We start from the raw sequence: 15266 nt of genomic DNA on the forward strand, positions 1-15266 counted from the left end.
GGCTTTTACATTAACCGTTGTTATTACGGCTGCCAGAGCGGCGGTTGCTGCTCACCTGGCTGTGACGCTTCACCGCACGGCGAATCTGGTTCGCCTTCATGCGGCGACGATCTTTTTCCACCGCCACTTTAGAGGTGGTTTCCGGCGTCAGGCCGACCAGCTCGCGCAGATAGTTGGTCTGGGTCAGATCCAGTTCGGTATAACCCCCACGCGGCAGGCCTTTTGGCAGCAGGATGTCGCCGTAACGGACACGGATCAGGCGGCTAACCTGCACGCCTACCGCTTCCCAGAGACGACGCACCTCGCGGTTGCGGCCTTCGGTCAGGGTCACGTTGTACCACTGGTTGATGCCTTCCCCACCGGTAAATTTGATGGTCTTGAACGCCGCAGGACCGTCTTCCAGCTGAACGCCACGCGACAGGTCGCGCAGTTTATTCTCGTCAACCTGACCGAACACGCGCACGGCGTATTCACGTTCCACTTCACGGCTTGGGTGCATCAGACGGTTTGCCAGTTCACCATCGGTGGTAAACAGCAGCAGACCGCAGGTATTCACGTCCAGACGACCAACGGCAATCCAGCGAGCGCCACGCAGTTTAGGCAGACGGTCAAACACCGTCGGGCGACCTTCCGGGTCATTGCGGGTACACAGCTCGCCTTCCGGCTTGTAGTAAGCCAGCACGCGGCAGATCTGCTCAGCGGACTCTTTCACGGAGATAAGATGACCGTCGATACGGATCTTCAGCCCCGGTACGATTTCTACGCGGTCACCCAGCGTGGCGATTTTACCGTCCACACTCACGCGGCCCGCTTCAATAATGGCTTCGATTTCACGGCGTGAACCGTGGCCGGCACGCGCCAGCACTTTCTGTAACTTCTCGCTCATTGAGCTTCCTCAGGTGTCGCCTTCACAGGCGTCGAATCAGGTCAAAAGAGGGCCGAGCCCTGCTTTGATGGCCGCGTAGTATATCTGCTTATACCATTACAAGAAAGGCTTTACATCGCCCACGCCTTCTCGAATCACTTCCGGTGCATCTTCGGTTAAGTCGACCACGGTGGTCGGCTGCTGGCCGAGATAACCGCCGTGAATAATCAGCTCGACCACCTTCTCCAGACGATCTTTGATCTCTTCCGGATCGGACTCGGTAAACTCGCTGCCGGGCAGCATCAGCGAGGTAGACAGCATCGGTTCGCCGAGGGTTTCAAGCAGCGCCTGCGCAATCGGGTTCGACGGCACGCGCATGCCGATAGTCTTACGCTTTTCCTGCAGCAGACGGCGCGGCACCTCTTTCGTTCCTTTCAGGATGAAGGTGTAGTTGCCCGGCGTGTTGTTCTTAATCAGGCGAAACGCCACGTTATCGACATAAGCATAGGTCGACAGCTCAGAGAGATCGCGGCACATCAGGGTAAAGTTATGGCCGTCCGGCAGCTGGCGAATGCGGCAAATGCGTTCCATCGCCCCTTTATCTTCAATTTTGCAGCCCAGCGCGTAGCCGGAATCGGTCGGGTAGACAATCACGCCGCCTTTGCGGACGATCTCCACGGCCTGGTTAATCAGGCGTGGCTGCGGGTTATCCGGATGGATATAGAAAAACTGACTCATACTTCCCTCTCTTCAATTTGCTGCGGCTGTTCCCAGAGCTGCCAGACCGGCTCAACGCCAGCGGGCAGCCAGAGCTTGCGCCCCAGTTCGATCCAGGCGCAGGGCTGATGGAAATCAGAACCCTGTGAGCCAAGCAGGCCGTACTGTCGGGCATAGGTCGCGAGCTGCGCGCGCTCGTTGGGTGCCTGCTGACACTGGGCGACTTCCATCGCCTCTCCACCGTTTTCGGCAAAGTGCGCCAGCAGCCTTTTCAGCCATTTAGCAGAAAGATTATACCGCCCCGGATGGGCCAGCACGGCCTTACCGCCAGAATGATGAATCACATCAATAGCTTGTTTTATTGTACACCACTGTGGCGGAACGTATCCGGTTTTCCCGCGCGCCAGATACTTTTTAAAGACATCCGCCATCGTCGTGGCTTTACCCGCCTCTACCAGAAAACGGGCGAAATGACCGCGCGTAACCGCCCCGCCGTTCGCCAGCTTTTGCGCACCTTCCAGCGCGCCAGGAATATGTGCCTTTTCCAGACGCTCGCCGATCATCTCTGCGCGCTGGTTGCGGCGCGTTTTTTGTTCTTGCAAAAAGTCAATAAGTGCCGGATGGTCTATATCGATGTTCAGGCCAACGATATGAATCTCATGGTTTTCCCAGACGGTCGAAATCTCGACGCCGGACACCAGATTGAGTGCCAGCCCGCAGCGGGCAATCTCGGCGCGCGCTGCCGGAATGGCATCCGTCGTATCGTGATCGGTTATCGCCAGCGTGCCGATGCGCATTTCAACGGCACGATGAACCAGGGCTTCGGGTGTCAGCAGGCCATCAGAGGCCTGAGTATGGCTGTGTAAATCATAAATAATCGCGTAGGTGGTATCGCTCAAAGCACTTCCCATAACAGGTTGAAGACATCCGAAACCGCCATGATACCGACTTAACGTGAAATTCTGAAATCAAGGGTTGACAACACGCCATCGAACTAGTTAACTAGTACGCAAGTTCACACGAGAAAGGTATCTGAAAATGACAGCACATTTCACTCTGCACGGCTGGTGGCGTACTTCCTGATCTTCGGGCAGTGTCACGCGTCTGCGAAATGCAAACAGATACCCGCCCGCTACCCAGCGGGCTTTTTTTTTGAACAGAATAAATGAGAACACCAACATGCAAACAGCCAAACCCCATCTCGAATTGCTGACCTGCGAGGCGGCCTATCGCCACAACCCGACCGCGCTGTTTCATCAGGTGTGCGGGGCTCGCCCGGCAACGCTGCTGCTGGAATCTGCGGACATCGACAGCAAGGACGATCTGAAAAGCCTTCTGCTGGTCGACAGCGCGTTGCGCATTACCGCCTTAGGTGACACTGTCACTATTAAGGCTTTGTCAGACAATGGCGCATCGCTGCTGCCGCTGCTGGATGCCGCCCTGCCTTCAGGCATCGAAAACGAGCGTCATCCGGAAATGCGCATTCTGCATTTCCCGCCGGTTAGCCAACTGTTAGATGAAGACGCGCGCCTCTGTTCCCTGTCCGTCTTTGATGCCTTCCGCCTGCTGCAAAACCTGGTCACCGTTCCGCACGATGAGCGTGAAGCGATGTTCTTTGGCGGGCTGTTTGCTTACGACCTGGTCGCGGGATTTGAAGATTTGCCGGAAACCGAGCAGGGCAATCGCTGCCCGGACTACTGTTTCTATCTGGCCGAAACCCTGCTGGTGATCGACCATCAGAAACAGTACACCCGCATTCAGGCCAGCCTGTTCACGCCTTCTGGCGCTGAGAAAACCCGTCTGGAGCACCGCATTGCCCAACTGCAGCAGCAAATGACGGAAGCGCCGCCTGCGCTACCGGTGCAGCGCGTGGAAAAAATGACCTGCGATGTGAACCAGACCGACGATCAGTACGGTGCCGTGGTTCGCCAGATGCAAAAAGCGATTCGCGCCGGGGAAATTTTCCAGGTCGTGCCTTCCCGTCGCTTCTCTCTGCCCTGCCCGTCCCCGCTGGCCGCTTACGACGTGCTGAAAAAGAGCAACCCCAGCCCGTACATGTTCTTTATGCAGGACAACGACTTCACGCTGTTCGGCGCCTCGCCGGAAAGTTCGCTGAAATATGACGCCACCAGCCGCCAGATTGAGATCTACCCGATCGCCGGAACCCGTCCGCGCGGACGTCGCGCAGACGGCTCGCTGGATCGCGATCTCGACAGCCGCATCGAGCTGGAAATGCGCACCGACCATAAAGAGCTCTCCGAGCACCTGATGCTGGTTGACCTGGCGCGTAACGATCTGGCTCGTATTTGCACCCCAGGCAGCCGCTACGTGGCGGACCTGACTAAAGTCGACCGCTATTCATTCGTGATGCACCTGGTCTCCCGCGTGGTGGGCGAGCTGCGCCACGACCTCGACGTGCTGCACGCCTACCGCGCCTGCATGAACATGGGCACCCTGAGCGGTGCGCCGAAAGTGCGCGCCATGCAGCTGATTGCCGCCGCCGAAGGACGCCGTCGCGGCAGCTACGGCGGCGCGGTGGGCTATTTTACGGCCCACGGTGACCTCGATACCTGCATCGTGATCCGCTCCGCCTATGTCGAAGACGGTATTGCCACCGTCCAGGCGGGTGCCGGGATTGTTCTTGATTCCGTTCCGCAGTCTGAAGCTGACGAAACGCGCAGCAAAGCGCGTGCGGTCCTTCGCGCCATTGCTACCGCACACCATGCACAGGAGATTTTCTGATGGCTGACATTCTGCTGCTCGATAATATCGACTCCTTTACCTATAACCTGGCAGATCAGCTGCGTGCGAATGGTCACAACGTCGTTATCTACCGCAACCACGTTCCGGCTCAGACCCTGATTGACCGTCTGGCGACCATGCAAAACCCGGTGCTGATGCTCTCCCCGGGGCCGGGCGCGCCGAGCGAAGCGGGCTGTATGCCCGAACTGCTGACCCGCATGCGCGGCAAGCTGCCGATTATCGGTATCTGCCTTGGTCACCAGGCGATTGTTGAAGCCTACGGCGGTTACGTCGGCCAGGCGGGCGAGATCCTGCACGGTAAAGCGTCCAGCATCGAACATGACGGCCAGGCGATGTTTGCCGGGCTGCCGAATCCGCTTCCGGTCGCGCGCTACCACTCGCTGGTCGGCAGCAACATTCCCGCCGGGCTGACGATCAACGCCTCGTTTGAAGGGATGGTGATGGCGGTACGTCACGACGCGGATCGCGTCTGCGGGATGCAGTTCCATCCGGAATCCATCCTGACCTCCCACGGTGCCCGCCTGCTGGAGCAGACCCTCGACTGGGCGTTACAGAAGCTGGAGCAGACCAACACCCTGCAGCCGATTCTGGAAAAACTGTACCAGGCACAAACCCTGAGCCAGCAGGAGAGCCACCAGCTCTTCTCCGCCGTGGTTCGCGGCGAGCTGAAGCCTGAGCAGCTGGCGGCCGCGCTGGTGAGCATGAAGGTGCGCGGCGAAAGCCCACAGGAGATCGCCGGTGCCGCTACGGCCCTGCTGGAAAATGCCGCCCCGTTCCCGCGCCCGGACTATCCGTTTGCCGATATCGTCGGTACCGGCGGTGACGGCAGCAACAGTATCAATATTTCAACCGCCAGCGCCTTTGTGGCGGCGGCGTGTGGTTTAAAAGTGGCTAAGCACGGTAACCGCAGCGTGTCCAGCCGGTCGGGCTCGTCTGATTTACTCGCGGCATTCGGCATTAATCTCGATATGAACGCCGAACGTTCCCGTGAAGCGCTGGATGACCTGGGCGTCTGCTTCCTGTTTGCGCCGAAGTATCACACCGGTTTCCGCCACGCAATGCCGGTTCGTCAGCAGCTGAAAACCCGCACGCTGTTTAACGTGCTCGGCCCGCTGATCAACCCGGCCCATCCGCCGCTGGCGCTCATCGGTGTCTACAGTCCGGAACTGGTCCTGCCGATTGCCGAGACCTTGCGCGTGCTGGGTTACCAGCGTGCCGCCGTGGTGCACAGCGGCGGAATGGACGAAGTGTCATTGCATGCGCCGACGCTGGTAGCCGAACTGCGCGACGGTGAAATCCTGAGCTACCAGCTCGAAGCCGCTGACTTTGGTTTAACTCCGTATCACCAGGAAGCGCTGGCAGGCGGTACCCCGGAAGAAAACCGTGACATTCTGACGCGCTTATTACAAGGTAAGGGAGAGGTCGCCCATGAGGCCGCCGTGGCCGCCAACGTCGCCATGCTGATGCGTTTGCACGGTGAGGAAGACCTGAAGGCCAACGTTCAAAAAGTTCTGGATGTACTGCGCTCCGGTGCAGCTTACGATCGCGTTACCGCACTTGCGGCAAGAGGGTAAAGAATGCAGACCGTTTTAGCGAAAATCGTTGCCGATAAGGCCATCTGGGTGGAAGCCCGCAAGCAACAGCAGCCGCTTGCCAGTTTCCAGAACGACGTCGTCCCGAGCAGCCGTCGTTTCTATGACGCCCTGCAGGGTGCGCGCACCGCGTTTATTCTTGAGTGCAAAAAGGCGTCTCCCTCAAAAGGCGTTATCCGTGACGATTTCGACCCGGCGCGCATTGCCGGTATTTATAAGCATCATGCCTCAGCCATCTCCGTGCTGACGGATGAGAAATATTTTCAGGGCAGCTTCGATTTTCTGCCGATCGTCAGCGGCATCGCGCCGCAGCCGATCCTCTGTAAAGACTTCATTATCGATCCGTATCAGATTTGGCTGGCGCGCTTTTACCAGGCCGACGCCTGCCTGCTGATGCTCTCGGTGCTTGACGACGAGCAGTACCGCCAGCTCTCTGCCGTCGCGCACAGCCTGAAAATGGGCGTGCTGACCGAAGTGAGCAACGAAGAGGAGCTGGAGCGCGCGATTGCGCTGGAAGCCAAAGTGGTCGGCATTAACAACCGCGATCTGCGTGACCTGTCCATTGACCTGAACCGCACGCGCCAGCTGGCGCCGCGGCTGGGCTCTGGCGTCACGGTCATCAGCGAATCCGGCATTAACAGCTACGCCCAGGTGCGCGAGCTGAGCCACTTCGCCAACGGTTTCCTGATTGGCTCCGCCATGATGGAACATGACGATCTCAATGCGGCAGTACGTCGCGTGCTGCTGGGTGAGAACAAAGTCTGCGGCTTAACCCGCGAACAGGACGCCCAGGCCGCGTATGAAGCCGGAGCGATTTATGGCGGGCTGATTTTTGTGGATTCCTCTCCTCGCGCGGTCAGCGAAGAGCAGGCGCGTAAGGTCATCGCCGCGGCACCACTCAGCTATGTTGGCGTGTTCCGCAATGCGGATATCGCCGAGGTGGTTGAAAAAGCCGACGCGTTATCCCTGAGCGCAGTGCAGCTTCACGGCGATGAAGATCAGGCCTATATCGATGCCCTGCGCGCCACGCTGGCGCCGCAGGTACAGATCTGGAAAGCGCAACGCGTTGACGATACGTTGCCCCCGCGTAACCTGAACCACGTGGATAAATACGTTCTCGATAACGGCCAGGGCGGAACCGGCCAGCGTTTTGACTGGTCCCTGCTGAACGGCGAAAAGCTGGACAACGTCCTGCTGGCGGGCGGATTAAGCCCGGATAACTGTGTAGAAGCCGCGAAAACCGGCTGCGCAGGCCTCGATTTCAATTCAGGCGTAGAGTCCCAGCCGGGTAGTAAAGATGCCAGCAAACTGGCCTCGGTTTTTAAAACTCTGCGTGCATATTAAGGAAGAGAAGATGACGACATTACTTAACCCGTATTTTGGTGAGTTCGGCGGGATGTACGTCCCGCAAATCCTGATGCCCGCGCTGCGCCAGCTGGAAGAAGCGTTTGTGAGCGCGCAGAAGGATCCGGCATTTCAGGCGGAATTTACCGACCTGCTGAAAAACTATGCAGGCCGCCCAACGGCCCTGACCAAATGCCGCAATCTGACGGAAGGCACGAAAACCACGCTGTATCTTAAGCGTGAAGACCTGCTGCACGGCGGCGCGCACAAGACTAACCAGGTGCTGGGCCAGGCGCTGCTTGCGAAGCGTATGGGCAAAACCGAAATCATCGCCGAAACCGGCGCAGGCCAGCACGGCGTGGCCTCGGCGCTCGCCAGCGCCCTGCTCGGCCTGAAATGTCGCATCTATATGGGGGCGAAAGACGTTGAGCGTCAGTCTCCGAACGTCTTCCGTATGCGTCTGATGGGTGCAGAAGTGATCCCGGTGCACAGCGGCTCCGCGACGCTGAAGGATGCCTGTAACGAAGCGCTGCGCGACTGGTCTGGCAGCTACGAAACCGCGCACTATATGCTCGGTACCGCGGCGGGCCCGCACCCGTTCCCGACCATCGTGCGTGAGTTCCAGCGCATGATCGGGGAAGAGACCAAAGCGCAGATCCTCGAAAAAGAGGGTCGCCTGCCGGATGCAGTCATCGCCTGCGTCGGCGGCGGGTCAAACGCCATCGGCATGTTCGCAGACTTTATCGACGATACCCGCGTGGGTCTGATTGGCGTCGAGCCTGCGGGTCACGGCATTGAATCGGGTGAACACGGCGCGCCGCTGAAGCATGGCCGCGTGGGGATCTACTTCGGCATGAAATCCCCGATGATGCAGACCGATGAAGGCCAGATTGAAGAGTCTTACTCTATCTCCGCTGGCCTCGACTTCCCGTCCGTCGGACCGCAGCACGCCTATCTGAACAGCACCGGTCGTGCGGATTATGTCTCCATTACCGATGACGAAGCGCTGGAAGCGTTCAAAACGCTGTGCCGCAGCGAAGGGATCATCCCGGCGCTGGAATCTTCACACGCTCTGGCCCATGCGCTGAAAATGATGAAAGACAATCCGGAAAAAGAACAGCTGCTGGTGGTCAACCTTTCCGGACGCGGTGACAAAGATATCTTCACCGTTCACGATATTCTGAAAGCACGAGGGGAAATCTGATGGAACGCTACGATAACGTATTTGCAGAACTGAAATCCCGCCAGGAAGGCGCGTTCGTTCCCTTCGTCACCCTGGGCGATCCGGGCCCTGAACAGTCGCTGAAGATCATCGACACCCTGATTGAATCCGGTGCCGATGCGCTGGAGCTGGGGATCCCGTTCTCTGACCCGCTGGCGGATGGCCCAACCATTCAGAATGCGACGCTGCGCGCATTTGCTTCGGGCGTGACGCCAACCCAGTGCTTCGAAATGCTGGCGGCGATCCGTCAGAAGCACCCCACTATCCCGATTGGCCTGCTGATGTACGCCAACCTCGTGTTCAACCGCGGTATCGATGAATTTTACGCCGAGTGCGCACGCGTGGGCGTCGACTCTGTTCTGGTCGCCGACGTGCCGGTCGAGGAGTCCGCGCCGTTCCGCCAGGCGGCGATGCGTCACAACGTCGCCCCGATTTTCATCTGCCCGCCGAACGCCGATGACACACTGCTGCGCCAGATAGCCTCTTACGGGCGCGGTTACACGTACCTGCTCTCCCGCGCAGGCGTGACCGGTGCCGAGAATAAAGCGGCCCTGCCGCTGCATCATCTGGTGGAAAAGCTGGCCGAGTACCATGCCGCACCGCCGCTGCAGGGCTTCGGGATCTCCTCTCCGGATCAGGTCACCGCGGCGATTGACGCGAAGGCTGCGGGTGCCATTTCCGGCTCTGCGATTGTGAAGATCATTGAGAAGAACGTGGACAAGCCCGAGCAGATGCTGGCCGAGCTGAAGGCGTTTGTGACCGCCATGAAGGCGGCGACGCGTAAAGTCTGACCCCTCCACCGTCTGGCACCCTTGCCAGACGGTTACCCTTTCTTCCCCGCCTTCAACAAAGGATTACGTCAAAATTGATCCTATCGATATTTTCGGTGTGAATGGCTTTTCAAACTGTCGTGTGAGCGTATGATCTGGACTCTTTTTTATCTTTAATCCTTCTGAGTTCAAAGCTAAATCCAAAGTGTAATTTCTCATTTAATTACAATCGGATACGCTTCTTTTTGAAGCGTTTTTTATATGCATCTTACATTCTGTAAACACTATTATATTCATAGAGTTAACATATGGTTTTGGAGAACGCTTTTCACTTCATCTTCTACTTTGCGTAGGCTTCTTCCAGTTTCGTAACGTACCGCTTTACGCCTGTTTTTTCATTAGCATTATATCCACCGTTACGTTTGTAAGACTTAACCAGCGCGCGCTACTTTTTCTCCCTGCCCTATACTTTCAATCTGACATCTAGCTGGAGGTTTCTGTGTGTGGACGTTTTGCACAAGCTCAAACCCGTGAAGAATACCTTGCCTATTTGGCTGACGAAGCCGAGCGCGACATCGCATACGACCCTGAGCCTATTGGACGTTACAACGTGTCTCCCGGTACAAAAGTCCTGCTGTTGAGCGAACGCGACGAGCAGTTGCATCTTGATCCGTTTTTCTGGGGTTACGCGCCTGAGTGGTGGGATAAGCCGCCACTGATTAACGCGCGCGTTGAAACTGCAGCCACAAGCCGAATGTTTAAACCTTTGTGGCAGCATGGACGGGCGATATGCTTTGCAGATGGTTGGTTTGAGTGGAAGAAAGATGGTGACAAGAAACAGCCATACTTCATTCACAGGGCTGATGGCCAGCCTATATTCATGGCTACGATAGGCAGCACGCCATTTGAAAGAGGCGATGAAGCGGAAGGATTTCTGATCGTGACCTCAGCAGCTGATAAAGGCCTGGTTGATATTCACGACCGTAGGCCATTGGTTCTTTCGCCGGAAGCAGCACGCGAATGGAGGCGCCAAGATGTTGAAGGGAAAGAAGCAGAAGAAATTGTCGCCGACGGCACTGTTCCAGTAGACAAATTTATATGGCACACTGTGACGCGTGCCGTGGGGAATGTGAAAAATCAGGGACCAAAGTTAATCGAGACCTTTCTATGAAGCACTAAAAAGGAAGTATAAATTCATTCATGAACTATTACCCCAAATTTTCGGTTGCTCCCATAATTAATTAATCGGAAGCAACCGAAAAAAATCACTCGCAAGATTCTGTATCTTTATCACCATCACTATCAGCATCAGCATCAGCATCAGCATCAGCATCAGCATCTACTTCAGCTTCTTCATCTGTAATTTTTTTATATTTTGCAAGTAACTCTACTTTCCGTAGTTCAATCTCGCGCATAATATTTGATTGAATCTCGTGTATTTTAGTTGGAGATGCCCCTTTGACCTTTATATTAATAAAGGTAATACACAACTCTGGGTTTACCGATATTTTCCTTCCGTACTCACTAAATTCATAGGCAACCTTGCATTCACCAGTATACTTTTCGTAGCTAATTGTATAGCTTGCGACAACCTTGGTAACTTTTACATAGGGATGTATATGTTTCCATTTGATAGAAATTATATTTTCCAAATTCCCTTTGACTCTATACTGCTCAATATCCTTTTCGAGAAAATTAGTAACAGCATCTGATTGACTTTCATACCCAGTAGAATGGTCAGGATTAAAATGAACATCATCAATTTTTTGGTGATAGAACAAGTATTCGGTATGATGCGAGGCGAGTTCATTTAAGAATTTAACTCTATTCTCGTTTTCAAAATCGTTCATTAAAACCCTTCCCCGATGAGGGGAGTTTTCAATGATATTGTTTTTTTCTAAATGCTCCTCTATTACAGCCATAACATTCTCTGCTATTTCTTTTGTTTCTGGAGATGTATGGTTTAGTTTAACATTCATTAAAAGTTGTGGGGCGTCAGTTATGTTATGAGTATCTTTTTTTACTTCAATAGAGCCTTTGAAAAATTTTTCCGTTATATACCAGTCATCTAAAATATCCGTTTTGCATATTTCAAACTCCATAATTACAGCATTATTACTTTTACCGTCTAATGAAGTAAAATCACTAAAATCAGTAATTTCATAATTGATATATCCATTCTTGATAACCATACTAGCATCAATAAACCCACTGACCTCTTCAAGCAAATTAACATCTTGCTTGAGATTGAAGTTTCTGAAGTTTACTTTATCTAATTTTTCCTTTGTTTTTATACTGTCTAACAATTCAAAGGACTCATCAGGACTTAAAAGGGACGTAATTAAGTTTGGTACTGTGCATGATTTATCTGATGCGCCGCAAAAAAGACCTCTCTCCCTAAGCAGATTGTTAATCATAGTAGTACTACAATTTTGCTGGCTAACTAAATTTTTTAATTCATCACCCGATGGAATAAAATCAATATCATTTTTCATCAGATACACTCCTGAAATTGCTATTATAAGTATCAACAATCAATGTGATATCTCCTATTGCATTTTCAAAGTCATCATCAAAACCCTGCGCCATTTTGACTTCAGCAACCGCAGGTGAATCTGTGAGCTTATTATATTTATTAAAATAAATTTCATAATGATTTGCGAAATCGGAGCAAAGTTTTCTGGCTAACTTATAGACCAACGCAAGTGATTCTTTGCTAAAATTAAAATCGCAAATTAATATAAACTTTCTTCCATTATCATCCGGCACAGAGATTGGAATTATTGGTGAAGTTATATATTCAACTGGCATTATCTTTGAATGCCTGACAGAAGATGAAACATTCAAAGTAGTATTAAGACAGAAGAATGATATTTCCCCGTGCTTCTTTTTGATAAAATTAATCGAGTTGTATAAAAACTTCGCTCTTGAATTATCAATGAGATGTATGGCATTAAATTTCAGGTTAGAATCTATTCGATGATTGATGATTTCACTTTTAATATTATCATTAGATTCACTCTCGTCATTATTTAAATAAAACAAAACACCAACATCTTCTTTTCTTGAACTACCCGGAAATTTTTTGGTTATAGTTCTTTTAAATTGCGATTTTGAATAGCATTCAATTGTATGCGCCAAATCCTTAAAATGTGACCGAAATGTGCTTTTAACTTTTTTATACGGGGTTGACGAGTACTTTGCTGAAACGACAACACTTACTAATGATTGTTTTTGAAGCATAGAATTGTAGACAAACAGAGCATCTATTCCATGAGTCTGTTTATCATGCTCTCCAACACAGCAATCCAACTCCTTGTTATTACAGAGGTTTTTCCAGCCAAAGAGGTTGAGAAAGTCATTGACGATCTCTTCTCCCACCTCTCCTACATATTTCGAAAACTCGCCCATTGCTTCCATCGCCGTGTGTTAAGTTATAGCTCTTTATAGTATTAATCTTATTTACAATTTTCAACTCGCACGATGACAGGACCCGATTTTTGTAAGCCGACTCTCAACATTCGCTCCGTCCACATAGCTGATCATTGCATCAAAAATTTATCTAACCCTGAGAAGATCCGAATATCTTGTAGTGTACCGTGGCGAAAGCATTTCACGCTTCATCTGCCATTGCTGCTGAATGCCTTGTCCGGCAAAGTAGAGCGTTCCTTTTCCGTCTTTAGCATTCAGGTGATCGAGCACCTCCATCAACTTTTCGCTTCCGGCACGCGGCGCGTTCTCGTCGAACAAGTTGAGCTGGGCCACCCCTTGGCTAAAAAAATCCCCAAGCATGATCCCTGCCTTCTGGTATCGGTGGCCATCCTTCCAGATTTTGTCCAGGCACTTTACCGCGGCGTTGATAATGTCGCGGGAATCCTGCGTAGGTGCCAGTAATTTTATCGACGCACTGTTGCCGTAAAATGGCTCATTAAGTGCAAAGGGAGAGGTTTTTACGAATGCAGAAATAAAACGGCAATACTGGTGCTCACCACGAAGCTTTTCAGCACTGCGGGCCGCATAGCTGCAGATGGCCTGACGCATCTGCTCATATTCTGTGACGCGTTCGCCGAATGAACGACTGCAGACGATTTCCTGCTTTGCCGGCGCAAACTCTTCAAGATCAAGGCAAGGCTCGCCGCGCAGCTCTCTGACCGTTCGCTCGAGTACCACGTTAAAGTGTTTACGGATAATCCACGTACTCTGCTCAGAGAGGTCCAGCGCCGTTTTGATGCCCATAGCGTTGAGCTTCTTGCTAATGCGTCTGCCGACACCCCATACATCCTCCACAGGTACAATAGCCAGTAACCGCCGCTGACGGTCAATGTTCGACAGGTCCACTACCCCGCCGGTCTGGCGCTGCCATTTCTTCGCTGCGTGATTGGCAAGCTTCGCCAATGTCTTTGTCTGGGCAATGCCAACCCCGACAGTCAAGTGCGTTCGCTTCAGAACTGTAGCGCGGATCTCTTTGCCAAAGTCAGTCAGGTCCCGGCAGTTCCTAACGCCCGTCAGGTCACAAAAAGCTTCATCGATACTGTAAATTTCGACTCGGGGGCTCATTTCCTCAAGCGTCGTCATTACTCGGTTCGACATATCAGCATACAGCTCATAGTTGCTGCTGAAGCAGACAACGCCAGCGCGCCGGAAAAGGTCCTTTTGCTTGAAGAAAGGCTCTCCCATAGCAATTCCAGCGGCTTTGGCCTCGGCGCTGCGTGCTATTACACAGCCATCATTGTTCGAAAGAACAACCACTGGTCGCCCTTTTAAATCGGGCCGAAACACCGTCTCGCATGATGCATAAAACGAATTCACATCACAGAGCGCAAACATATTCAGCTCGCAGATTTAACGATGAAAGTCACGACACCGAACACATCAAGCGTGTCCTCGCTGCCGACGATGATTGGCGAGTAAGCGCTGTTCATAGGATTGAGTTGCACGGTAGGGCGCAGTTGCAGGCGCTTAACAGTGAATTCCCCTTCCACCGCGGCAATGACAATGTCACCGTGCTCAGCCGTGCGCGAACTGTCCACCACCAGCAAATCACCGTCGCTGATCCCGGCTTCGATCATTGAATCACCCGCTGCTTTGACGAAGTATGTTGAGCTCGGGTGAGCAACAAGTAACTCATTGAGGTCGATGCGCTGTTCAACGTAATCAGCCGCGGGGCTTGGGAAACCACACTGCACTAAGTCACTGAAAAGCGGGAGAGCGATTATTTCTCGCAGTTCTGCAGGCCTGATAAATTCCATATTGCACACCCTGAATACTGTTTTTATATACAGTAGTTTCATTTGGATATGCACGCAAGAGAGAAGCTCTATCATGACTGTTCAAAGCTTCACCGTTTCGTTTCTAAGTTTCTCTTGGCTTTAGAATTATTGCGTTTGTAAATTTTCAAAATAGTGCAATAACAGGAGCCAGCAGCAACATAAAGCCCGCCGGGTAAAGGCTTGAAGCTAACTATTTATGTTTCTGGCGGTGACGGCCAGCTAATCTCCTGATCATTTGTGAACACTAGGCGGTTTAGTTTCACCCGATAGGACTTCCACGCCATCAGTTGATCCGCCTCCACTTTTGTGGCAATACCCAAATCGCTGGCATCCTGGAGTGGTGCAATTTTTTCCCCTGCAGCGGCGATCAATTCTGAACGATGGGCTTCCGCCTGGTCGATTTTTTCCTGCCGGGTAAACTCGCGCGGAATTATTTTTTCGCCGTTCCACATCCATTCACCGTAAATATTCAGGTCATCCGGCACATCGGCGGTATTGACCTCAGTTACCGAAAGATTCAACGGATAAAGGCGTGACGCGTCAGCATGGTATGATCGGATTACTCCTTTATCATCAAAACAAATTTTCAGCGTATCAGGCTGGAAGCGGGTCAAATGTAGATACCAGTCCAGACCATCTTCTGTTTGAAGATAAATCGCCTGAATCATTAGAGCGTAATATTCAGGTGTGTAAATCGTTAAATTTTTAAGTGTTAATGCCATA

15 protein-coding genes and 1 other annotated feature are annotated in these 15266 nt (G+C 52.5%); of the genes, 7 read left to right on the plus strand and 8 right to left on the minus strand.

Translation table 11 applies throughout. The features are described 5' to 3' along the window. Nucleotides 1-10: 10 nt before the first annotated feature. From rluB to rnm, 3 genes are all read right to left on the minus strand, one after another. Nucleotides 11-886 (minus strand): 23S rRNA pseudouridine(2605) synthase RluB, encoded by an 876-nt coding sequence (rluB, locus tag BFV67_RS11945; RefSeq protein WP_008502809.1) that lies wholly within the window; start codon nt 884-886, stop codon nt 11-13. Between the two features lie 96 nt (nt 887-982). Continuing rightward, a complete protein-coding gene (locus BFV67_RS11950; RefSeq protein WP_003856793.1) occupies nt 983-1603 on the minus strand; it encodes an L-threonylcarbamoyladenylate synthase in 621 nt (206 codons plus the stop codon). Continuing rightward, entirely contained in the window at nt 1600-2481 is an 882-nt protein-coding gene (rnm, locus tag BFV67_RS11955) for an RNase RNM (protein WP_032623059.1), read from the minus strand. Before rnm ends, BFV67_RS11950 begins: the two co-directional genes overlap by 4 nt. A gap of 139 nt (nt 2482-2620) precedes the next feature. Here rnm and trpL point away from each other — a divergent pair, with 139 nt between their 5' ends. The 7 genes from trpL (at nt 2621) to BFV67_RS11985 (ending at nt 10444) form a co-directional block, all read left to right on the plus strand. Beyond that, the gene (trpL, locus tag BFV67_RS24890; RefSeq protein WP_106993556.1) at nt 2621-2665 is read left to right on the plus strand and encodes a trp operon leader peptide; all 45 of its coding nucleotides are present in this window, start codon (nt 2621-2623) and stop codon (nt 2663-2665) included. Then, nucleotides 2642-2735, plus strand: a sequence feature (Trp leader region). (Overlaps the previous gene by 24 nt.) 26 nt (nt 2736-2761) lie before the next feature. Next, on the plus strand, nt 2762-4324 hold the full coding sequence (locus tag BFV67_RS11960; protein WP_008502807.1) for an anthranilate synthase component 1: 1563 nt from the start codon (nt 2762-2764) through the stop codon (nt 4322-4324). Continuing rightward, on the plus strand, nt 4324-5919 hold the full coding sequence (trpD, locus tag BFV67_RS11965) for a bifunctional anthranilate synthase glutamate amidotransferase component TrpG/anthranilate phosphoribosyltransferase TrpD (protein ID WP_008502806.1): 1596 nt from the start codon (nt 4324-4326) through the stop codon (nt 5917-5919). Before BFV67_RS11960 ends, trpD begins: the two co-directional genes overlap by 1 nt. A gap of 3 nt (nt 5920-5922) precedes the next feature. Continuing rightward, nucleotides 5923-7281, plus strand: a complete 1359-nt coding sequence (gene trpCF, locus BFV67_RS11970) for a bifunctional indole-3-glycerol-phosphate synthase TrpC/phosphoribosylanthranilate isomerase TrpF (protein ID WP_008502805.1) — start codon at nt 5923-5925, stop codon at nt 7279-7281. Between the two features lie 10 nt (nt 7282-7291). After that, complete coding sequence (trpB, locus tag BFV67_RS11975) at nt 7292-8485, plus strand: tryptophan synthase subunit beta (RefSeq protein WP_008502804.1); 1194 nt, start codon at nt 7292-7294, stop codon at nt 8483-8485. Then, nucleotides 8485-9294: a tryptophan synthase subunit alpha gene (trpA, locus tag BFV67_RS11980; protein ID WP_045352391.1), complete on the plus strand. Its 810-nt coding sequence runs from the start codon at nt 8485-8487 to the stop codon at nt 9292-9294. Before trpB ends, trpA begins: the two co-directional genes overlap by 1 nt. Nucleotides 9295-9772: 478 nt before the next feature. Then, entirely contained in the window at nt 9773-10444 is a 672-nt protein-coding gene (locus tag BFV67_RS11985) for an SOS response-associated peptidase (RefSeq protein WP_069598391.1), read from the plus strand. A gap of 94 nt (nt 10445-10538) precedes the next feature. Here the strand turns inward: BFV67_RS11985 and gapS4b are convergent, their stop codons facing one another. The 5 genes from gapS4b to BFV67_RS12010 form a co-directional block, all read right to left on the minus strand. Further along, a complete protein-coding gene (gapS4b, locus tag BFV67_RS11990) occupies nt 10539-11768 on the minus strand; it encodes a GapS4b family protein (RefSeq protein ID WP_069598392.1) in 1230 nt (409 codons plus the stop codon). Beyond that, nucleotides 11758-12684, minus strand: coding sequence for a GapS4a family protein (gene gapS4a / locus BFV67_RS11995; RefSeq protein ID WP_069598393.1), 927 nt, complete (start codon nt 12682-12684; stop codon nt 11758-11760). The genes gapS4b and gapS4a overlap by 11 nt, the downstream gene beginning before the upstream one ends. Before the next feature lie 147 nt (nt 12685-12831). Continuing rightward, on the minus strand, nt 12832-14100 hold the full coding sequence (locus BFV67_RS12000; protein WP_069598394.1) for a Y-family DNA polymerase: 1269 nt from the start codon (nt 14098-14100) through the stop codon (nt 12832-12834). A 2-nt stretch (nt 14101-14102) separates the two neighbouring features. After that, nucleotides 14103-14522, minus strand: a complete 420-nt coding sequence (locus tag BFV67_RS12005; protein WP_044857240.1) for a translesion error-prone DNA polymerase V autoproteolytic subunit — start codon at nt 14520-14522, stop codon at nt 14103-14105. Nucleotides 14523-14737: 215 nt separating this feature from the next. Beyond that, nucleotides 14738-15265 carry a tail fiber assembly protein gene (locus BFV67_RS12010; RefSeq protein ID WP_069598395.1) on the minus strand — a complete coding sequence of 176 codons (528 nt, stop codon included), beginning with the start codon at nt 15263-15265 and terminating at the stop codon, nt 14738-14740. Nucleotide 15266 lies beyond the last annotated feature (1 nt).

The organism is Enterobacter roggenkampii (assembly GCF_001729805.1).
Classification (GTDB): domain Bacteria; phylum Pseudomonadota; class Gammaproteobacteria; order Enterobacterales; family Enterobacteriaceae; genus Enterobacter; species Enterobacter roggenkampii.